Below are 20,830 nucleotides of genomic sequence, written 5' to 3'. Positions count from 1 at the left end.
CAGGCACGCGACCCGAGGAGCGCCATGAAGTTCGGACTGTTCATCCCGCAGGGCTGGAAGATGGACCTCGTCGGGATCGACCCGAGCCAGCACTGGGGCGTGATGGCCGGTCTCGCGCGCCGTGCCGACGCCAACGAGGACTGGGCGTCGATCTGGGTGTACGACCACTTCCACACCGTGCCGGTCCCCACCGAGGAGGCCACCCACGAGGCGTGGACCCTCATGGCCGCCTTCGCCGGTGTCACCGGCCGGGTGCGGCTCGGGCAGATGTGCACCTGCATGAGCTACCGGAACCCGGCCTACCTGGCGAAGGTCGCGGCCACCGTCGACGTCGTGTCCGAGGGCCGGCTCGAGATGGGCATCGGCGCCGGCTGGTACGAGCACGAGTGGAAGGCCTACGGCTACGGCTTCCCCGGGGCGGGCGAGCGGCTCGCGCGCCTCGACGAGGGCGTGCAGATCTTCCGCCAGATGTGGACCGAGGGGACGTCCACCTTCTCCGGCAAGCACTGGACCACCGACGGCGCGCTGTGCCGCCCGCTGCCCCTGCAGGGGACCGCCCAGCCGGGTTCGAAGGCCAACAACATCCCCATGTGGGTCGCCGGCGGCGGCGAGAAGGTCACCCTGCGGATCGCCGCGCAGTACGCCGACTACACCAACTTCGGCTCCGGCGTCCCCGAGGACTTCCAGCACAAGTCCGAGGTGCTGCGGCAGCGGTGCCAGGACGTGGGTCGCGACTTCTCCGAGATCACCCGCACCACCAACCTCGACATCGTCATCGGCGCGGACGAGCGGGAGATCGCGGACCGCCTGGCCTGGCTCGACGACCACATGAAGGGCGCCGGTGTCCCGGACGCCCAGCGCGAGCGCCGGATGGAGGAGCTGCGCCGGTCGCCCGGCGTCGGCACCGCCGAGCAGCTGGTCGAGCGGCTGCGTGAGCTCGAGGGCCTCGGGATGCGGTACCTCATCACCTACTTCTTCGAGGCGGCGTACGACACCACCGGCATCGCGATGTTCGAGCGCGACGTCATGCCAGAGCTGCTCGACCGCGAGGAGCACGGCCACCTCTGGCACCTCCGCCAGGAGATCTGAGGCCCGTGCCCACCCGCTCCGGCCCGCGCCCCACCGCGGTGCCGCGGGCGTGGTGGGCACCACAGCCGGGAGCGGTGCCGCCACGGCGTACCAGCGGGTAACCTGACCCCCTGTGAGCGGTAACCCTGACTTCGACCTCTTCCGGATCTCCGAGGACCACGAGGCGCTGCGCGAGGCCGTGCGCGCCGTGGCGCAGGACAAGATCGCCCCGTATGCCGCGGCGGTCGACGAGGAGGCGCGCTACCCGCAGGAGGCGCACGACGCCCTCGTCGCGAGCGACTTCTTCGCCCCGCACATCGGCGAGGAGTACGGCGGCGTCGGCGCCGACGCGCTCGCGACCTGCATCGTCATCGAGGAGGTCGCCCGGGTCGACGCGTCGGCGTCCCTGATCCCGGCGGTCAACAAGCTCGGCACGATGCCGCTCATCCTCGCGGCGAGCGAGGACGTCAAGCAGCGCTACCTGCCGCCGGTCGCCGAGGGCCGGTCCACGTTCTCCTACGGCCTGTCCGAGCGCGAGGCCGGCTCCGACACCGCATCGATGAAGACCCGTGCGCGGCAGGACGGCGACGGCTGGGTCTTGAGCGGCCAGAAGTCGTGGATCACCAACGCCGGCGTCTCCGACTACTACACGGTCCTCGCGGTCACCGACCCCGAGGGCCGCCGCGGCGCCAACGTCACCGCGTTCGTCGTCGAGAAGTCCGACGAGGGCTTCTCCTTCGGCGAGAAGGAGCGCAAGCTCGGCATCAAGGGCAGCCCCACCCGCGAGCTGCACTTCGACAACGTCCGCATCCCCGGCGACCGGGTCGTCGGCGAGGTCGGCAGCGGCCTGAAGATCGCCCTCGAGACCCTCGACCACACCCGCGTCACCATCGGCGCGCAGGCGGTCGGCATCGCCCAGGGTGCGCTCGACCACGCCGTCGCGTACGTCAAGGAGCGCAAGCAGTTCGGCAAGCACCTCGCCGAGTTCCAGGGCCTGCAGTTCATGCTCGCTGACATGGCGATGAAGGTCGAGGCCGCCCGCCAGATGGTGTATGCCGCGGCCGCCAGGTCCGAGCGCGGCGACAAGGACCTCACCTTCTTCGGTGCCGCCGCCAAGTGCTACGCCTCGGACGTCGCGATGGAGGTCACGACCGACGCGGTGCAGCTGCTCGGTGGCGCGGGGTACGTCCGCGACTTCCCGGTGGAGCGGATGATGCGCGACGCCAAGATCACCCAGATCTACGAGGGCACGAACCAGATCCAGCGCGTCGTGATGGCCCGCCAGATCCTGAGGTAGGGCGCCCGCCCGGGTCCGACACCGGCGGGACCGGGCGGTTTGGCCCGGTCTGGGCCCTCCCGTCCGTTACGGTGTGCGTCATGCGGGGGAGAGGGATGCGGGCCGCGCTGTGCCTGACCGCCCTCGCCTCGGTCCTCGCGGTCTCCCTCGTCCACCCTCCGGCGGCTCACGCCGACGACCGCAACCGTGAGCCCGCGCGGCTCGCCGCAGCTGCGACGCGCGGCGGCCTCGTGACGTCGACGTCCGCGGCACCCGTCTCCACGAGGGTGCTGGGCGGACCTGCCGTGGTGCCCGACGCCGTGCTGGGCCGTGCCGACCTCGTGTCGGGCACCGCCTCCCGGCTGGCCGGCCCCGACCGGTACTCGACCTCGGTGGCGGTCTCCCGGTCCGTCGCGCCGTCCGGTGCGACCGAGGTCGTGCTGGCGTCGGGCGACGACTTCCCGGACGCCCTCTCGGCGACACCGCTCGCCGCACGGCTGCACGCCCCGCTCCTGCTCACGACGAGGACCCGCCTCCCGGCCTCGGTCGCCGCGGAGCTGCGTCGCCTCGCCCCGCGCCGGATCACGGTGGTGGGCGGCTCGGGAGCGGTGGCCGACGCGGCGGCCTCGGCGGCGCGGTCGGCGGCAGGCGGCACCAGGGTCGCGCTGCGACGCCTGGCCGGCTCCGACCGGTACGCGACGTCCGCCCGCGTCGCCGCGGAGTACGCCGGCGGTGTCGGCGGCGTGGTCCTCGCCTCCGGCGCCACCTTCCCCGACGGGGTCTCGGCCGGCCCGGTGGCCGCCGGCCTCGGAGGCCCGGTGCTCCTCACCGCACCCACGCTGCTCCCGCCGTCCGTCCGGACCCAGCTCCTGCGGCTCGCCCCCAAGCGGCTCGTCATCGCCGGCGGGTCGGGTGCCGTCGGCACCGGACCGGAGGGCGCGGCGAGGACGGCCACGGGCCGGACCCCCGAGCGGGCCGCCGGAGCCGACCGGTATGCCACGTCCTCCGCCCTCGCGCGCCTCCTCGCCACCGTGCGGGACGCCCAGGGGGCGGCCGTTGCCACCGGGGCCGCGTTCCCCGACGCGCTGGTGGGCGGCGTCGCGGCCGCCGCGAAGGGGGGTCCCGTGCTCCTGTCCGGACCCCAGCGTGGGTCCGTCGCGACCCTCGCGGCCGACCTCGGCCGCGTCCGGCGGGTCGGGGACTGGCTGCAGATGTCCCTGGACCTGCTCGCCCGGCAGCAGTCCCTGTCGGCCGGCGCCTATGTCGCGTACGACGCGGCATACCAGGCGGCCTCCATCGCCACCCTCTACGGCTGGGACGACCCGGAGGCGCTGGCCCAGCTCGCGCGCCTGCGCTCGGTCCGCAAGCCCGACGGCGGCTACGGCATGGAGCGGTCGTGGGACGCCTTCGGCGACGGCACCGTGAACCCCGCCTCGACGAGCTACCTCATCAGCGTCACCGACCACGCGGGCGTCGGCCTGCTGGCGGGGCTGCGCGCCGGTGCGGTGCCACCCGCCGAGGTGGGCGCCCTCGTCGACCTCGTGCTGGCGTGGCCACGCGTGACCGGCGACGACGACTGCCTCGCGTACTCGACCGCGCTGTGGGACCGCCGCACGTGCGTCTACAACGTCAACTCGTCCGCGGCGTGGTTCCTGCAGTCCGCCTGGGACGCGGGCGTGCAGCGGCCCGGGCAGCAGGAGCTGGCGCAGCGGCTGTACCAGCACGACGTGGCGCTCGAGTACGGCGGCTGGTGGCCGTACAGCGCGCTCACCCCGACCCGGCGCCAGGACTGGAACCACAACGCCGCGAGCATCGACTTCCAGTTCCAGCTCGACGCGCCCGCGGGCCAGGCGTCGCTCGACGACGTCATGCCCGGCGGCTGGCTGCACCCCGACCCGGCGTCGCGCACGGCGGCGGACGTCATGGGCTACCTGCGGCTGCTGCCCTATGCCTGCGGGTACCGCGACGGCGTGCCCGACGCGGCCCGGTCCCTCGCGGCGTCCCAGCGCAGTGCCAGCGAGGTCGGCCAGGTGACCCTGTGGTCCGTGCGCACCACCGCGTCCTGCGGCGGGGCGTGAGACCGGAGCCCGGGAGGCGGGTCAGCCGGCGGAGGGCTTCCCGTCGGTGCCGGCCGGTGGCGTCTCGAGCGGCTTGTCCTCGCGCAGGTCGGCGAACAGCGCCCGGGCCCGCGCGGTGTTCCACTTGACCGACGACCCGGCGCTGGTCTGGTAGTTCAGGCTCTGGATCGGCACGACGAGGCTCAGGCCCTGGTCCTGCGACACGGCCCGCATCGCCAGCAGCACGCGGCTCGCGTCGCGCATCGACGTGTCGTCGCCGACGATGAGGCCGCGGGCGGCGGCGTGGGTGAAGTCCCAGTAGCGCGTCGGCACGAGCACGGTGGACGGCGTCGCCGCCTTCTTCATGATGGCGCCGAGGAACTGGCGCTGGCGCTCGGCGCGGCCGATGTCCCCGCGCGGGTCGGAGTACCGCGCCCGGACGTACCCGAGGGCGTTGCGACCGTCGAGGAGCTGGCAGCCCTTCTGCAGGTTGATGCCGGCCTTCTTGTCGTTCATGTGGAACGGCACGCAGATGTTGACGCCGCCGACGCTGTCCACGACACCGGCGAACCCGGCGAACCCGATCTCGACATAGCCGTCGATGCGCAGGTCGGTGACCTTCTCCACGGTCTCGACGAGCAGCTTGGGGCCGCCGAAGGCGAAGGCGGCGTTGATCTTGTTGCTGCCGTGGCCGGGGATCGGCACGTAGGAGTCGCGCGGGATCGAGATGAGCACCGGCTTGCCGCCGCTCTGGGAGGTGTGCACCAGGATGATCGAGTCGGTGCGGCGCCCGACCGCGTTGCCGGTCGAGTACGCCTTCTTCTGGGCCTTCGTCAGGCCCTCGCGGCTATCGGAGCCGACGAGCAGGTAGTTGTAGCCCTTCCCGGCGGCCGGCCGCTGTCCAGCGGGAGTCGTGTCCTCCTTGTGCACCGAGTTCCACGCGGAGATCGGGGTGTAGACCATGAACGCCAGCCACGCCGCCACGAGCAGCAGGACGAGGCGCACGACCGGCACCCGGCGGCGGCGCCGCGGGGCGTCGTCCTCCCAGTCGCCGTCCACGGGCGGTGCGGGCCGGCGCCCGCCCGCCGCGGGCCGTGCCGCTGCTGCGGCGACGCCGTCACGGCCGGCGCCGCCACGTCCGGCCCCTCCGGCGGGCCGGGAGCCCGTCCGCCGGCGCCCCCGCACGTCGACGGTGTAGACCTCGCCGGCGTCGTCGGGGTCGCCCGAGGCGCCACGCTGGGGGATGGCGCGGGCGTCGTCGGGGCCGGCAGCGCGTGAGGACATGCCGACCAGTGTCGGGGGAGTGGCTGGGAGTGGCAAAACGCGGCGGGGACCCGGCGCACGGGGAAGCGGACGAAGCGGTCACCCGTACCACGACGCGCCGACACTCGGAACATCACTCACGTCACAGAAATCACAGGAGTCACGCGGATACTGGTCCACCATGAGCCGGACCCTCGTCGCGCCGCCGGACGCCGACCCCGACGTCCACCTCTCCGGGCGACGCGACCGCAGCCTGGCGGACGCCGACGTCCTCGGTCCGCGCATGCACCGCCGCCGCGCCTTCACCCTCGTCCTGCTCACCCTGCTCGTGCCGGGGAGCGCCCAGCTCGTCGCCGGCAACCGCCGCGTGGGCCGGGCCGCCCTGCGGCTGTGGCTCGTCGCCGTCGCCCTGCTCGCGGGGCTCGGCCTGCTCTTCGTCGCCAGCCGGTCGACGGCCATCACCCTGCTCGGCCACAGCTGGGTGCTCACGGCCCTGCAGGCCCTGCTCACGGCATACGCCGTCGGGTGGGCGCTGCTCTTCGTGGACGCCTGGCGCCTCGGGCGCCCCAGCTCGATGGTGATGCGCGGCCGCCGCTGGCTCACGCTGGTCACCGCGGCGCTGCTCGTGGTCACCTCCGGTGGCCTCGTGTATGCCGCCAACACCGTGGGTGCCGGGCGCGACGCCATGAACTCGCTGTTCACGGGCAAGGACGCGGTGCCCCCGTCGAAGGGGCGCTACAACATCCTGCTGCTCGGGGCCGACAGCGGCGGGGACCGGGTCGGCACCCGGCCCGACAGCATCCAGCTCGTCAGCGTCGACGCCAGGACCGGGCGCGCGGTGACCTTCGGCTTCGCCCGGGACACCGAGAACATCGACTTCCGGCCCGGGTCGACCATGGCCCGGCTCATGCCGCAGGGGTGGAACTGCGGTGACCAGTGCCTGCTCAACGGCCTGTACACGTGGGGCCAGCAGCACCGGGCGGAGTTCCCCGCGGGCACCAGGGACGCCGGCCTCGTCGCGACCCGCGAGGCGGTCGAGGCGCTCAGCGGCCTGGACATCCAGTACTACGTCATGGTCGACCTTCAGGGCTTCAGCAAGATGGTCAACGCCGTGGGCGGTCTGGACGTCAACGTCAAGTACCGCACCCCCATCGGTGGCGGGACCTCGCCGATCGTCGGGTGGATCGAGCCCGGCCACCGGCACCTCGACGGCTGGCACGCCCTCTGGTACGCCCGGTCGCGGCAGGGGTCGACGAACTACGAGCGGATGGCCCGCCAGCGCTGCGTCATGACCGCGATGGTCGACCAGCTCGACCCCCAGACCGTGCTCACCCGGTTCCAGAAGATCGCGGCGGCCAGCTCGGGCCTCATCTCGACCGACCTGCCCGCCTCCGAGCTCGGGAAGTTCGCCGACCTCGCCCTGCAGACGCGGGCGCAGAAGATCCGCAGCGTGAACTTCGTCCCGCCCCTGATCAAGCCGTGGGACTACGACCCGACCGTGGTGACCAGGACGGTGGCCTCCGCCATCTCGGCCTCGGAGAAGGCCTCGAGCGCGAGCGCCCGTGCCCGGCCCGCCACGGCGCACCGGCCGGCGAGCACCCGCGGCGGCACCTCCTCCGGCTCGTCGTCGGCCACCCGGCCGGCGCGCGGCGCCGTCACCGACCCGGCGAAGGCTGCGGGCAACGCGGCGGAGAGCGACCTCTCCTCCGTATGCTCGGCAGCCTCATGAGCAGCACACCCCCCGGAACGACTCCCGACGGACCCCTCCCTCCCGACCCCCGTGTCGGCGTGGTCATGCCGATCCTCGACGAGGAGCGGCACCTGCGTGAGGCGGTCGACGCCGTGCTCGGCCAGGACTACCCCGGCCCGGTCCACCTCGTCCTGGCGCTCGGGCCGAGCCACGACCGCACGGACGAGATCGCCGCGTCCCTCGCAGCGGCCGACCCCCGGGTCCGGACCGTCGCCAACCCCTCGGGGCGGACCCCCGAGGCGCTGAACGCGGCGATCGGGGCGCTCGACGACGTGGACGTCGTGGTGCGGGTCGACGGCCACGGCGTGCTCGACCGCGACTACGTGCGCACGGCGGTCGAGCTGCTCGCGCAGACCGGTGCCGCGAACGTGGGCGGGCTCATGGACGCCGAGGGCGTCACGTCCTTCGAGCGGGCCGTGGCTGCCGCGATGACCTCACGGCTGGGGGTGGGGGCGTCCCGCTTCCACACCGGGGGCGACGCCGGTCCGGCCGACACGGTCTACCTCGGGGTCTTCCGCCGCGAGTGGCTGCGACGGATGGGCGGGTACGACCCGCGCTTCACCCGCGCCCAGGACTGGGAGCTCAACCACCGCATCCGGGAGGCCGGCGGGCTGGTGTGGTTCTCGCCCCGGCTCCGCGTGGCCTACCGCCCGCGGCCGACCCTCGCCGCGCTCGCCCGGCAGTACCGCGACTACGGGCGGTGGCGGCGGGTGGTGGCGCGCACCCACGCCGGCACGATCAACGCCCGGTACCTCGCGCCCCCGGCCGCCCTGGTCGGCGTCGTCGTCGGGGTGGTCGGCGGCTTCGCCTGGTGGCCCCTGTGGCTCGTGCCGGCGGCATACCTCGTCCTCACGACGGTCGGCGGGCTCACGGTGCGCGACGCCCGCCTCGAGCCGCGGGACCGCTGGTGGCTCCCGCTGGTGCTGCCCACCATGCACCTCGCGTGGGGGTGGGGCTTCCTCACCAGCCGCGTGCGCATCGCGGCCGTGCCCCCCGGCACGCAGCAGGACGTGACCACCGGGACGGCGGACGACGCGCCGTCGAGTTGACCACCGCGCGGCGCGCACCCGTACCCTCGGGGCCACACCGACGACAGCAAGTGGAGGAGCCGCACCATGACGCCCGAGCCGGACCACAGCCAGCCGACCACTGCCGGGAGCAGCCCACGGACGACCTCGGTCACGGAGGAGCCGGCGGCAGGGGCCGCGGCCCCTGCCGTCGCCGGCGACAGCGTCCTGCAGACGGTCTCGCTGGAGTCGCTCTCGGAGGCGCAGCGCTACCACTCCTGGCTCACGGACCTGGCCTTCCCGCACCTGGGTGACTCCCCCGTCGAGATCGGCAGCGGCCTGGGCGGCTATGCGCGCACGTGGCTCGAGGCCGGTCTGCCCTCCATCACGGTGACCGAGCGCGACCCGAGCCGGCTGCAGGTGCTGCACGACACGTTCGGGGAGGACCCCCGCGTCTCCGTCAGCGACCTCGACGTCTTCGCGCCCCCGGCCGGTGAGCACTCGGCCATGGTGGCGATGAACGTCCTGGAGCACATCGAGGACCACGTCGGCGCCCTGCGGGCCGCGCACACGCTGCTGCGCCCCGGCGGCAGGGTCATCATGTTCGTCCCCGCGTTCCAGTTCGCCATGAGCCGCTTCGACCGGGCGATCGGCCACTACCGCCGCTACACCGTGCCCTCCCTGCGCGGTGTGTACGAGGCGGCCGGCCTCGAGGTCGAGTCGATCCACTACGTCAACGCGCCGGGCCTGCTCGCCTGGTTCACCGGGATGCGGCTGCTGCGGATGACGCCGAAGTACGGGCCGACGGTCAAGGTCTGGGACTCCGCGGTCGTGCCGGTGGCCCGGGCGGTCGAGACCCGGGTGCGGCCGCCGTTCGGCCAGTCGGTGTTCGCCGTCGGGCGGGTGCCTGCCTGAGGCGCCACGCCGCCACACGCGCCCGCCGGGGTCGCGCCCGTACACTGCGTCGTCACCCGTCCGCGCCCAGGAGTCGTCCACTTCATGCCCCAGACCCGGAACATCGCCGCCGTCGTCCCGTGCCACAACGAGGAGGCCGCGATCGGCACCGTGGTGCGTGACCTCAGGGCCGCCCTGCCCGACGCCGTGATCTACGTGTACGACAACGCCTCCACCGACCGCACCGTCGAGGTGGCGCGCGAGGCCGGCGCGGTGATCCGGCACGAGCCGCGCAAGGGCAAGGGCAACGTCATCCGGCGCGCCTTCGCCGACGTCGACGCCGACGCCGTGCTCATCATCGACGGGGACGACACCTACGACGCGTCCCGCGCCGGCGAGCTCGTCGACCTGCTGTTCGAGGGCCCGTACGACCAGGTCCTCGGCGCCCGCGAGGAGGTGTCGAGCGAGGCGTACCGGCCCGGCCACGCCATCGGCAACAGGATGCTGACCGGCGCCGTGGCCGCGCTGTTCGGCCGCGAGGTGACCGACATGCTCAGCGGCTACCGCGTCTTCTCCCGGCGGTTCGTGAAGTCGTTCCCGGCGCTGTCCTCGGAGTTCGAGACCGAGACCGAGATGACCGTCCACGCGCTGCACCTGCGGCTGCCCAGCGTCGAGGTCAAGACGGCGTTCAAGGACCGGCCGGCCGGCTCCGAGAGCAAGCTGCGCACCTACCGCGACGGCTGGCGCATCCTGCGGCTCATCGCCAGCCTGGCCCGCCGGGAGCGGCCGGCCCTGTTCCACGCGATCCTGGCCGGGGTGCTCGCGCTCGTGGGCCTGGTCCTCGGCGTGCCCGTCGTCGCGGAGTACCTGCGGACCGGGCTGGTGCAGCGCTTCCCGACGGCGATCCTCGCGGCGGCCGTCATGATCATCGCCGCGGTCGTCCTCATGGTCGGCTACGTCCTCGAGGCGACGGCCCACCAGCGGCAGGAGGCGGCGCGGCTCGCCTACCTGCAGTACCCGGCTCCCGCGGTCCCGCCGGAGGTCGGCCGGGCGGCCACCTCACCGGCCGGTGCTTCTGCGGGCGAGGCTTCGCCGGCGGGCGAGGGCTCGCTGGCGGGGGAGCCCGGCTCGGCCTGACGAGTCGTCAGGTGCCCGCGCCGCGGAGAGCCCGGCTCCACCGGACGAGCGGTCAGCTGCCGGCGCAGCGGGTGAGCCGGTAGAGCGTGTATGGCCCGGCGGTGGCCACCTTCGTGAACGCGGGGGACGTGCCGACCCCGTCGATGCCGCGGTAGAGGGCGACCCGTGCCGCGCCGGCCCAGGCGAACGGCCGGCCGCCGACGATGGCGTATGCCACGTGCTGGCGCCGGGCGGCCGCGCACACCTCCGGGGACGTGCCGGCCTGGTCGAGCCGCTCGGCCAGCAGGGTGCGGTCACCGGCGAACAGCGCCTTCTCGGTGGGCACGAGCAGCGGGCGGCCACTGACGACGTACAGGTAGGTGCCGCCGTTCCAGGCGTTGGCCGCCGTGACCGCGCCCGGGGGGATGTGCCCGGACAGGGTGCGCAGGGCGCGCAGCTCGGTGTCGCTGGCCCAGGAGTGGGCGCTGTCCGGGTGGTAGTAGGAGTCGAGGAAGTCGCGGTGGACCCGGGCGTAGCCGGCCGTGCCGACGACGAACAGGCCGACGACCAGCAGCGTGCCGAGCAGCGGCGTCGCCGTGAGGCGGCCGCGGCCCGGGACCCGGCCTCTCGCCGGCAGCCGGTCCGGCTCCCGGTCCTCGGCGGGCGCGGGGTCGTCGGGCAGCGCGTCCCGCCGGCCACCGGTCAGGCGCCTCAGCCCGGCCGTGAGGGCCGTCCCGATCGCGACGAAGCCGGCCGCCGCGCACAGCACCGCCGGCAGCGAGCCGGCGACCGCGAGCCGGATGGCGTTGTTGTACCAGGGCCAGGTCAGGTACCGGGTCGCGTCGTCGTCGACGACGACGTTGAGGAGGTACAGGCCGGCGAAGAACGCGCCGGCCACGGGCACCCAGCCGGCGCCCCGGTGCCGCCACCACAGCCAGAGGCCGCCGACGAGAACGACGAGGCTCAGGGCGTGCAGCTGCTCCGCGTCCCGGGGGCCGAAGAAGACGGTGTCGACCAGCGCGCCGCGCAGGGGCTTCTCGCCCCCGGGCGCCCCGGTGGCGACCATGGACGGGCTGCGGACGGCCACGGACGCGGCTGCGGTGGCGGCCACGAGCGCCGCCACGCCCACGACCAGCGCGCCCGCACGTGCCGGGCGCCGCCGCGACTCCCACGCCCCCCGCAGGCCCGCGGCCACCACGACGAACAGCCCGAGCACGAGGAAGGTGACGAGGGCGTTCGGGTGGGCCGTGGTGAGCCCGGGCACCGCGGCGACCGTGACGAGGGCGGCCGGGACGGTCGGTCCCACCGGGGCGCGGTGGGGCACGACCCGGGCGACGGCCGCGAGGGCAGTGGCTACCACACCCGGCAGCAGCGCCTGGCCGAACAGGTTCGGCCAGAGCACGCCGAACCCCATGATCGTGTACGGGAAGGCGGTGAACAGGACGCTGGCGACAGCAGCGCTGCCGACCACCTCGGGCCGCGGGCCGAGCAGGGCGCGGGCGAGCAGGACGACCCCCGCCGGCCAGACGACGCCGGCCATGACGAGCACCGCGGCCTGCGTCGCCACCACGATGTTGGCGCCGCTCAGCATGCTCGTGGTCGCCGTGACGAGGTGGAACGCCGCCGGGTAGAGCGAGGTGCGACCGGCCTGCATGAACCCGTAGGCGTGCAGCAGCGACACGTCGCGGTGCTGGGTCATCCAGAGCGCGTCGCCGAGGTGGAAGATCGTGTCGGGGTGCTGGGGGAAGTGGTCCGGGGTCCGGGTGACGGCGACGAGGACCACCGCGACCGAGGCGAAGGCGAACGCGATCCCGGCCAGCGCGGCGAGCGCGGACAGTCGATCCTGCGACCGGTGGGGGCCGCCCCTCGGGACCCGTGACCAGCGCCGCAGCGGCAGCCCGACCAGGGCGGCGACGACCCAGCCGGCGAGGGTGGTGACGAGCACCGGCCCGAGGCCCCAGGGGATCCCGGCAGCGCCGCACGCCACGCCGGCCCCGACGAACAGGCTCGTGCCGACGGCGGGCCCCACGCCCACCGCCGCCCACCAGCGGAGGCCGAGCAGGCGTACCGCAACGGGCCCGGGGAGGAGCAGCAGGACGGCGGCGACGGCCACCGCCGGGACGGCTTCGAGCCACGTCGTCGCGCCGGGGGTCACGCCGTGCACAGTACCGGTCGCGCCCGAGGGCCCGGCAGCCACGGCGTCCGCCGGCCACGGACCCGGGGGCGCCGGGCGGTTAGCATCGTGGGGCCGCCGTGCGGCACGACGCACCCGAGGACGAACGGACACCACCCCTGCGATGGGTACCACCGCCAAGCTGACCAGCCTCGCCCGCCGGGCCACCGACCCCAAGCGCTGGCTGCGGGTCGCCCGCAAGACCGTGAAGTCGGCCCCGGTCGAGTGGCGGGCCCAGGTGCGGCGGATGCCCGTCCGGCCCGAGCTGGTCGTCTACGAGTCGTTCGCGGGCAACGGGATGCTCTGCAACCCCGAGGCCATCTTCCGCACGCTGCTGGCGGATCCGGAGCGGCAGCACCTGCGCCACGTCTGGGTCCTCACCGACCCCAAGGCGTTCCCCGAGACCGTGGCCGAGTTCGCCGGCGACAAGCGCGTCCGGTTCGTCAAGCGGCGCTCGTTCGCGTACTGGAAGGCGCTCGCGACGGCGGGCCACCTGTTCAACAACGCGACCTTCCCGCCGGAGTTCGGCAAGCGCGAGGGGCAGGTCTACGTCAACACGTGGCACGGCACGCCGCTCAAGGCGATGGGCTACGACGAGCCGGGCGGGGCGGTCGGCGCCCGCAACGTCATCCGCAACTTCATGATGGCGGACTTCCTGCTGTCCACGAGCCCGTTCATGTCCGAGCAGATGTACGAGAAGGCCTACCGGCTGACGAACGTCGCTCCGGGCCGCATCGTCGAGGTGGGGCACCCGCGCACCGACCGCCAGCACCTCACGGCAGCGGAGCGCGAGCGCCTGCTGGGGTCCCTGCGGGCGTCCGGCGTGCGCCTGGGCGACGGAGAGACCGTCGTGCTCTACGCGCCGACCTGGAAGGGCGAGTCGTTCCACACGCCGCTCGACGAGTCGGCCGAGCTGGGGGAGCGGGTCCGCGAGCTGGCCTCGCGGCTCCCCGCCGGCCACCGGGTGCTGCTCAAGGTCCACCAGCAGGTCTACGAGCAGGCGCGCCGCCGCCCCGAGCTCGCGCCGCTGCTCGTGCCGAACCACCTGGCGACGAACGCCGTCCTCGGCCTCACCGACGTCCTCGTCACCGACTACTCGAGCATCTTCTTCGACTTCCTCTCCACCGGCCGCCCGGTCGTCTTCTTCACGCCGGACCTCGCCGAGTACGACGGCTACCGCGGCCTCTACCTCGACCCGGACGACCTCCCCGGTCCCCGCGTGGCCACCGCCGCCGAGCTCGCCGACGTCGTGTCGGCCGTCGGCACCGGCACCACTCCCGACCCGCTCGTCACCCATGCCGAGGCGTATGCCGCCGCTCGCGACCGGTTCGCGCCGCTCGACGACGGCGAGGCGACGCAGCGCGTGGTCGAGGTCGTCCTCGACGGGCGCGTCGAGGGCCGGGTCGTCCGGCAGCCGGCCCGGGACGGGCGGCAGACCCTGCTGGTCTACCTCGGCGGGATGAAGCCGAACGGCATCACCGCGTCCGGCCTGAACCTGCTTCACCACATCGACCACGACCGGTTCGACGTCTCCGCGCTCTACGGCCACGCGACGGACCCCGCCCGCGCGTCCGGCGTCCGGGCCATCGACCCGCGGGTGCGGCACTTCCCGCGGGTGGGTGGCTTCGCCCCGAGCAAGTCCCAGCGCCGCCGCCGGCGCGCGCTGCAGACGCGCGGCACGGCCATCCCCGCGACCGACCTGGCCATCATGGACGGGCTGCTGCGCGAGGAGTGGCGCCGGTGCGTCGGCGACGCCCGCTTCGACCACATCATCGACTGGAGCGGGTACTCCTCGTTCTGGGCGTTCCTGCTGACCGCTGCTCCCGCGGGGTCGCACTCGATCTGGCTGCACAACGACCTGCGCGCCGACCAGCTGCGCGAGGTGGACGGGCGACGCCCGCACTTCCACAACCTGCAGGCGACGTTCTCGGCATACGGCCGCTTCCAGCACCTCGTGTCGGTGTCGCCGGCGCTGCGCGACGTCAACGCCGAGAAGCTCGCCGAGTTCGCCCCTGCGGAGAAGTTCGTGGCGGCGCGCAACACCATCAACCACGAGCGCGTGCTGCTCAAGGCGAACGGGCTGCCGGGGGCCGCGGAGGCGCTCGACGCCGCCTGGCCGGGTGACCACGTCCTGGCCGTCGCCGCGACGGACGTCCTCGAGGCCGTCGAGTCGATCGTGGCCGAGCACGGGCTGCAGGAGCACTACGACGAGGTCGAGCGCCGGGTCGCGGTGTCCTCGGTGGCGCCGCCCGAGCCGGGCGTGCGGACCTTCGTGACCGTGGGCCGTCTCTCCCCGGAGAAGAACCACAAGCGGCTCGTGAAGGCCTTCGCGGCGGTCCACGGCGAGGACCCGCTCACCCGGCTGGTCATCATCGGCGGCGGCCCGCTGCTGCCGGCCCTCACCAAGCAGGTGCGCAAGCTCGGGCTCGAGGACAGCGTCGTGCTGGCGGGCCCGCAGCCGAACCCCTGGGTGATCATGCGCGAGTGCGACGTCTTCGTGCTGTCCAGCGACTACGAGGGCCAGCCCATGGTGATCCTCGAGGCGCGGACGCTCGGGCTGCCCGTCGTGTCGACGGCGTTCTCCTCCGTCGCCTCGGCCCTCGGCCCCGGGGAGGGGCTGGTCGTCGACCGCAAGGTCGACGCGCTCGCCGACGGCATGCGCAAGGCGCTCGCCGGCGGCGTGCCCAACGCCCCGTTCGACCCCGTGTCGTACAACGACGCGGTGCTGCGTGAGTTCTACGCTGCCATCGGTGCCGATGCCTGAGCCGCAGACCGAGCCGAACCGCGTCCAGGACGCCCCGGCGGGGCAGGAGCGCGTCCAGGACGCCGAGTCGGAGCAGGAGCGCCCCGTGCCGACCCCCGGTCGCCGACTCGCACGCGTCGCCTCCGGGCGCGGCTGGACCGTCCTGCTCGGCGTGGCGGCCGTGGTGCTCGCCCTCCTCGGCGTGGCCACGTTCGCCCCGGGGTTCATGAGCAACGACACCCTCTACCAGCTGCGGCAGGCCCGCGGTGTCGACCCGCTCACCGACTGGCACCCGCCGGTGATGAGCCTGCTCTGGCGGCTGCTCATCTCGCTGACGGGCACGTACGCCAGCATGGCCGTCGTCCAGCAGCTGGTGGTGTGGGCTGCCCTGTTCGGGATCGCCGCGGTGGTGCACCGTGCCACCGGCTCACGGGGCTGGTCGCTCGCCTTCCTCGCCATCGGGCTCGCACCGCACGTCGTCACCTTCTCCGGCGTCGTCTGGAAGGACGTCCAGATGGCGCAGGCCATGCTGGCCGCCACGGCGGTCGTCATGCTCGGCATGGTGTGGCGCCGGCCGCCGGCGTGGGCGCGGTGGGTGCTCGTCCCGCTGGCCGTGCTCCTGCTCGCCTACGCCCTGCTCGTGCGCAAGAACGCGGTCGTGGCGATGCTGCCGATGCTCTACCTGCTCTACCGCGCCTGGTTCCCCGTCCGGTCCCGCCGGGCGCTCGCCGCGGTGGTGGTCGGCTTCGTAGCCGTCTCCGTCGTCGCGTCCGGCCTCATCACCGTGCTGGCGAAGCCGCAGGGCACGGCGCAGCTGTCCGCGATCGCGATCGACGACGTCATCCACGTGGTGCCGCGCCGCGCCATCGAGAGCTCGGACCTGCCCCCGCGGCTGAAGGACAAGCTGGTCGCCGCCCAGGCCAACTGCCTGAAGCGGAACTCGCTCATGAACAACTACTGGACCTGCTACGGCCGGGGCGAGCACGGTGCCTTCACCCCGATCGCCGACCACGCCGAGCTCACCGCGGCGTGGCCGCGGCTGATGCTGGAGCGGCCCGTCGGCTACCTGCAGTACCGCACGCAGGTGTACACCCAGTTCCTCTTCGACAACCGCGACCTCTGGCAGGAGGGCGTGCTGGCGAACAACCAGGGCATCACCGTCGACAACCCCCGGCTCGTGGCGTCCCTGCGCAGCTACGTCCTCGACCTCGGCAACCGCAACCTGCCCTGGCTGTTCGGCGCCTGGTTCTGGCTGGTCGTCGCGGCCGTGCAGTCGACGCGCTGGCGGGCGTCGCGCCGCTCGACCTTCGGGGTGCTCGTGCCGTGCCTGGGGCTGTCCTCGCTGCTCTACATCGCCGCGTACTTCCCGACGGCCCCGGCGACCGACTTCCGGTACGTCTACTGGCCGGCGGTGGCCGGGACGTTGGGCCTGCTGGTCATGGCCCTCGACCGGTTCGGCCCGCGACGCTCAGCGCATGGTGCGGGCGATGAGGTCCTCCCAGCGGTCCATCACCCGGTCGACGGAGAAGCGCGAGGCTGACTCGCGGGCGGCCTGCGCCATCCGGCCCCGGCGCTCGTCGTCGCCCATGAGCTCACGCAGGGCGCCCACCAGGCCGCTGACGTGGTTCTGGGCCACGACCCTGCCGCTCTCGCCGTCGGTGACGATGGCGCGCACGCCGGGGGAGCAGTCGTACGTCACCGCCGGCACCCCACACGCCATCGACTCGGCGAGGGTCATCGGCAGGCCCTCGTACCGTGAGCACAGCACGGACAGGCTCGACCCCAGCAGCACGCCCTCGACGTCGTCGGTGACGCCCATCAGCTCGGCCGTGTCGCCGATGCCGAGCTCGTCGATGACGCCCTGCAGTCGCGCCCGGTCGGGCCCCTCGCCGTACAGCTCGAACCGCCAGTCGGGGAAGTCCGGGCTGACCCGGGACCAGGCGGTCAGGGCGTGGTCGAGCTGCTTCAGCTCGTCGTAGCGCGCCACCGCGACGATCCGCTTCTGGCGGGGGGTGTCGACCGAGGCGGGGAAGAACGAGAGCGGGTTGGGCATCCAGCCGGTGTTGTTGAAGTTGTGCCGGCAGAACGCATCGGCGTCCTGCGGCGTGAGCAGGAGGAACTTGTCGATCCGGCGGTAGACCCGGCCGATCCGGTCGAAGTCCTTGGTGGTGTGGGCCGCCTCGTACGACGAGTGGTACATGCCGATCATCCGCGGGCCCGACGCGATGACGTCGTCGAACCCGACCTCGGCGACGTGCTCGGCGACGAACACCTGCATGCAGATGAGCAGGTCGTCCCGGTACTCAGCGAGGGTGGTCCGCAGCGTGTCGACGGCCTCCGCCCGCATCGCCCGGCGGGTCACCCACGGCCACGGCTTCTCGCCCGGGGGCTTCTCCGCCACCGGCGACATGAAGCCGGTCGTGTAGCTCGGGTCCGTCATCGGCATCGCGTGCTCGGCGGTCGGCCTGATGCCGCGCAGGGCCACGTCGTAGCCGCGTGCCGCGAGCCCGGCGGCCACGCCGTGGGAGACCCGCTCGGCACCGCCGAGGCCGTCGATGTGGTTGGCCATGATGAGGATCCGGGGCCGGCTCACCGGGCACCTCCAGCGTCGCCGAGCAGGGCCCGGACGGCGCGCTCGGACGCGTGGCCGTCCTCCTGCCCGCAGTAGTCGGTGAGGAACTTCTCGTAGCGCCCGGCCCACGGGCTCGGGTCGGCCAGCACGCCCGCGACGGCGTCGACGAGCTGTTCGGTGGTGGTGGCCATCGGGCCCGGTGCGGCCTCGACGAGGTCGAAGTAGGTGCCGCGGCCGGCGAGGTACTCGGTGTAGTCGTAGGTGTAGAGGACGACCGGCCGTCGCAGCAGCGCGTAGTCGAACATGACGGAGGAGTAGTCGGTGACCAGGACGTCAGCCGCGTGGTACAGCACGTTGACGTCCTCGACCTTGGACACGTCGAGGGTGTTGTGGCGCCGTGACACCGGGACCTTGATCCGGTTGAGGTAGTGCGGGCGCAGCAGGACGTACGCGTTCTCGCCCAGCCCCTCGAGCAGCGCCTCGACGTCGAACGGCACGGTGACGGCCACCTCGCGGTTGGCGTTGTCCTCGCGGAACGTCGGGGCGTACAGGACCACCGTCGCGTCCGGCGGCAGGTCGAGCGCGCGGCGGGCGTCCTCGCGGGTCATGCTGCCGTCGACGAGGGGGTCGTTGCGCGGGGTGCCGTACCGCACCAGCCCCTGCCCGTACTCGAAGGCGGGGACGAACGTCTGCTCGAAGTACGGGTTGGGCACGACCAGCTCGTCCCACGCACCGGTGCCACGGTCCGGGAGCTGCTTCGGCAGCCGGACGCCGATCTTGTCCTTGCCCATCTTCTTCAGCGGGATGCCGTGCCAGGTCTGCAGGTACCGCTGGCCGGGGCGCTTGCGGACGTACCGGGGGAAGGTCTGGTTGTCGACCCAGTACGCGGCCCGGGCCAGGGCGCGCATGTACGCCAGCGTGCCCCGCTGCACGACGTCCACGTCGGGGTGGGGTGGGCGGTGCCCCTTGGGCAGCACCCACACGGCCTTCTTCTCCGGGTGCAGGCGGCGCATCGCCTCGTGGACGTACTTGGGGCTGTCGCCGTAGATGGTGCCGAGGTTGGCCTCGTACACGACCAGGTCGTGGTCGAGCGGCAGGTGGCGCCAGCCGGAGTAGAGGCGGCGCAGGACCCGGCCCTTCTCGACCTCGTCCCACCGGGTGCGGACGCGCTCCTCGTAGACGGGCAGGTAGCGCTTGACCATCCGGTTGGTCACCTTGCGGCGCAGCCCGGGTGCCGAGGACAGCGTCACCTGCGCGGTCCCCGCCTCGCCCGGCCCGAAGCGCCCCTTGGCCGCGAGGGCCACCGCGGAGGTCGGGGGCACGGGCATGGCGATGGGCCGGACCCCGGGGTGCCAGATGAGCGGCGTCTTCGACACGTGCTCGCGGATGCGCGTGCGGACCCACAGGCTCCACGTCACCTCGGTGTCGACCGGGGTCAGGGCGTGTGTCGAGCGCAGGACGGCGTGCCAGTGCACGTCGTGCGGGCCGACCCGGTCGACCGTGATCTCGAACGGCACGCGTTCCTTGGTGATCGGGCGCTGGGCGAGGAGCGAGAGGCCCCAGTCGCCGGCCGCCTGCAGCTTGCCGAGGGTGTCGTACGTGCGGCCGGTGATCTCGACGCGGCCGCCCAGCCGGGTGCGCACCCCCGTGAGCTCGTGCATGAGGTGGTAGGTGCCGACGGGCGCCCGGAGGACGGGGTCGCCGGTGGCCTCGAGGAACGTGTTCTCCGGGGCGTCGAGCGGGTGGTCCGGGTCGGGTCCCGGCGGCCGCTCGGCGTTGGACAGGTATGCCGCGCCGTCCTGCTCGCTCACGCGCGGCGCCAGGATGTTGCGCCGGTCGAAGAGCATGAGCTGGCGCAGGCCCTCGAGGTCGTGCCGCAGGGCCATGCCGTAGGCGCCGCGCAGGGCCAGGGGCAGCGCGCGGTACCGGTCCTCGGGGATGGCCCGCAGGTACTCCTCGCCCTCGCGCAGGACCTCTGCGGTGACCGTGCCGTCCCCGTCGATGATGTCGGCGAGGTAGAGCCGCATGTCGTTCTGGAGGAACTTGAGGTCCTTGGCCCGCTGGAGCTCGGGCGTGCCGTGCTCGGCGATGTACGCGTCGAGCCTGCGGTGCACCTCTAGCCGGTCGTGGAAGTTCGTGATCTGGTTGCGCTGCTGGGTGATCGAGCCCTCGGTCCGGACCGGGAAGATCCGCCAGAGGTAGACGTTCTCCGGGATCACCGCGATGCGGCGCGCCGAGTTGTACGCCATGAGGCTGAACAGCTGGTCCTCGTAGTGGACGTCCTCGGGGAAGGCCAGGCCGTGCTCGGCGAGGAAGGAGCGCCGGTAGAGCTTGTTGACCGACAGGACGTCCTGGATGAGGTCCGGCTCCTCGGCCAGGCCCGCCACGACCCGACGCTCCTCGAACAGCGCCGGGTACCACTTCGTCTGGCGCCCGGTGGCGACGTACTGGCGCCGCACCAGCCCCATCGCGAAGTCCGCGCCCGAGTCCTCGAGCGCCTCGAGGAGGTTCTTGCAGGCGTGCCGCTCGAGCCGGTCGTCGCTGTCGAGGAACATGACGTTCTGCCCCGCGGCGTGCTCCACGCCCACGTTGCGCGGCCGTCCGCAGCCGCCGGAGTTCTGCGGCAGCCGCACGTAGCGGACGCGCGGGTCCTCGGCCTGCAGGGCTGCCGCGACCTCGGGCGTCTCGTCGGTCGAGGCGTCGTCGGCGATGACGACCTCGACGTTGCGCAGCGTCTGGTTCAGGACGGAGCGGACCGCAGTCGGCAGCCGGCGGGCGTCGTTGAAGACGATGACGACCACGCTCACATCGGGGCCCGGGGCCGGGATGGGGGGCTGCGTCACCGGGTCACTCCTCGGGGCCGTCGGGTGGTCGGTCAGGATAGCGTGGCGCCCGGGCGCCGCCGGGGACG

General features: G+C 73.4%; 13 protein-coding genes. 9 read left to right on the top strand and 4 right to left on the bottom strand.

Features of this window, described 5'->3' with window-relative positions; genetic code table 11:
- The first annotated feature begins 24 nt into the window (after nt 1–24).
- From J2X64_RS03335 to J2X64_RS03325, 3 genes are all read left to right on the top strand, one after another.
- Nucleotides 25–1,089, top strand: a complete 1,065-nt coding sequence (locus J2X64_RS03335; protein ID WP_310149570.1) for an LLM class F420-dependent oxidoreductase — start codon at nt 25–27, stop codon at nt 1,087–1,089.
- A gap of 112 nt (nt 1,090–1,201) precedes the next feature.
- On the top strand, nt 1,202–2,365 hold the full coding sequence (locus J2X64_RS03330; RefSeq protein ID WP_310149568.1) for an acyl-CoA dehydrogenase family protein: 1,164 nt from the start codon (nt 1,202–1,204) through the stop codon (nt 2,363–2,365).
- Between the two features lie 80 nt (nt 2,366–2,445).
- Nucleotides 2,446–4,422 (top strand): cell wall-binding repeat-containing protein, encoded by a 1,977-nt coding sequence (locus J2X64_RS03325; protein ID WP_310149567.1) that lies wholly within the window; start codon nt 2,446–2,448, stop codon nt 4,420–4,422.
- A 21-nt stretch (nt 4,423–4,443) separates the two neighbouring features.
- On the opposite strand, the gene J2X64_RS03320 is transcribed toward J2X64_RS03325, so the two are convergent.
- Nucleotides 4,444–5,685 (bottom strand): LCP family protein, encoded by a 1,242-nt coding sequence (locus tag J2X64_RS03320; RefSeq protein WP_310149566.1) that lies wholly within the window; start codon nt 5,683–5,685, stop codon nt 4,444–4,446.
- A 160-nt stretch (nt 5,686–5,845) separates the two neighbouring features.
- On the opposite strand from J2X64_RS03320, the gene J2X64_RS03315 reads away from it, so the two are divergent.
- The 4 genes from J2X64_RS03315 (at nt 5,846) to J2X64_RS03300 (ending at nt 10,452) form a co-directional block, all read left to right on the top strand.
- Nucleotides 5,846–7,393: an LCP family protein gene (locus tag J2X64_RS03315; protein ID WP_310149564.1), complete on the top strand. Its 1,548-nt coding sequence runs from the start codon at nt 5,846–5,848 to the stop codon at nt 7,391–7,393.
- On the top strand, nt 7,390–8,463 hold the full coding sequence (locus J2X64_RS03310) for a glycosyltransferase family 2 protein (RefSeq protein ID WP_310149562.1): 1,074 nt from the start codon (nt 7,390–7,392) through the stop codon (nt 8,461–8,463). Before J2X64_RS03315 ends, J2X64_RS03310 begins: the two co-directional genes overlap by 4 nt.
- Before the next feature lie 66 nt (nt 8,464–8,529).
- On the top strand, nt 8,530–9,336 hold the full coding sequence (locus tag J2X64_RS03305) for a methyltransferase domain-containing protein (protein WP_310149559.1): 807 nt from the start codon (nt 8,530–8,532) through the stop codon (nt 9,334–9,336).
- An 84-nt stretch (nt 9,337–9,420) separates the two neighbouring features.
- Nucleotides 9,421–10,452, top strand: coding sequence for a glycosyltransferase family 2 protein (locus tag J2X64_RS03300; protein ID WP_310149556.1), 1,032 nt, complete (start codon nt 9,421–9,423; stop codon nt 10,450–10,452).
- Nucleotides 10,453–10,504: 52 nt separating this feature from the next.
- On the opposite strand, the gene J2X64_RS03295 is transcribed toward J2X64_RS03300, so the two are convergent.
- A complete protein-coding gene (locus J2X64_RS03295) occupies nt 10,505–12,586 on the bottom strand; it encodes a DUF6541 family protein (protein WP_310149553.1) in 2,082 nt (693 codons plus the stop codon).
- Nucleotides 12,587–12,728: 142 nt separating this feature from the next.
- Here J2X64_RS03295 and J2X64_RS03290 point away from each other — a divergent pair, with 142 nt between their 5' ends.
- Entirely contained in the window at nt 12,729–15,368 is a 2,640-nt protein-coding gene (locus tag J2X64_RS03290) for a glycosyltransferase (RefSeq protein WP_310149550.1), read from the top strand.
- Nucleotides 15,361–16,887 carry a hypothetical protein gene (locus tag J2X64_RS03285; protein WP_310149547.1) on the top strand — a complete coding sequence of 509 codons (1,527 nt, stop codon included), beginning with the start codon at nt 15,361–15,363 and terminating at the stop codon, nt 16,885–16,887. The genes J2X64_RS03290 and J2X64_RS03285 overlap by 8 nt, the downstream gene beginning before the upstream one ends.
- Here J2X64_RS03285 and J2X64_RS03280 read toward each other — a convergent pair.
- Together J2X64_RS03280 and J2X64_RS03275 are read right to left on the bottom strand one after the other, a co-directional pair.
- Entirely contained in the window at nt 16,816–17,940 is a 1,125-nt protein-coding gene (locus tag J2X64_RS03280) for a glycosyltransferase (RefSeq protein WP_310149544.1), read from the bottom strand. The genes J2X64_RS03285 and J2X64_RS03280 overlap by 72 nt on opposite strands.
- Nucleotides 17,937–20,762, bottom strand: a complete 2,826-nt coding sequence (locus J2X64_RS03275; protein WP_310149541.1) for a CDP-glycerol glycerophosphotransferase family protein — start codon at nt 20,760–20,762, stop codon at nt 17,937–17,939. Before J2X64_RS03275 ends, J2X64_RS03280 begins: the two co-directional genes overlap by 4 nt.
- Between the last annotated feature and the right edge of the window lie 68 nt (nt 20,763–20,830).

It is taken from the genome of Phycicoccus sp. 3266 (assembly GCF_031456495.1).
In the GTDB taxonomy this organism is placed as follows: domain Bacteria; phylum Actinomycetota; class Actinomycetes; order Actinomycetales; family Dermatophilaceae; genus Pedococcus.
This window is presented reverse-complemented; position numbering and strand designations above follow the sequence as displayed.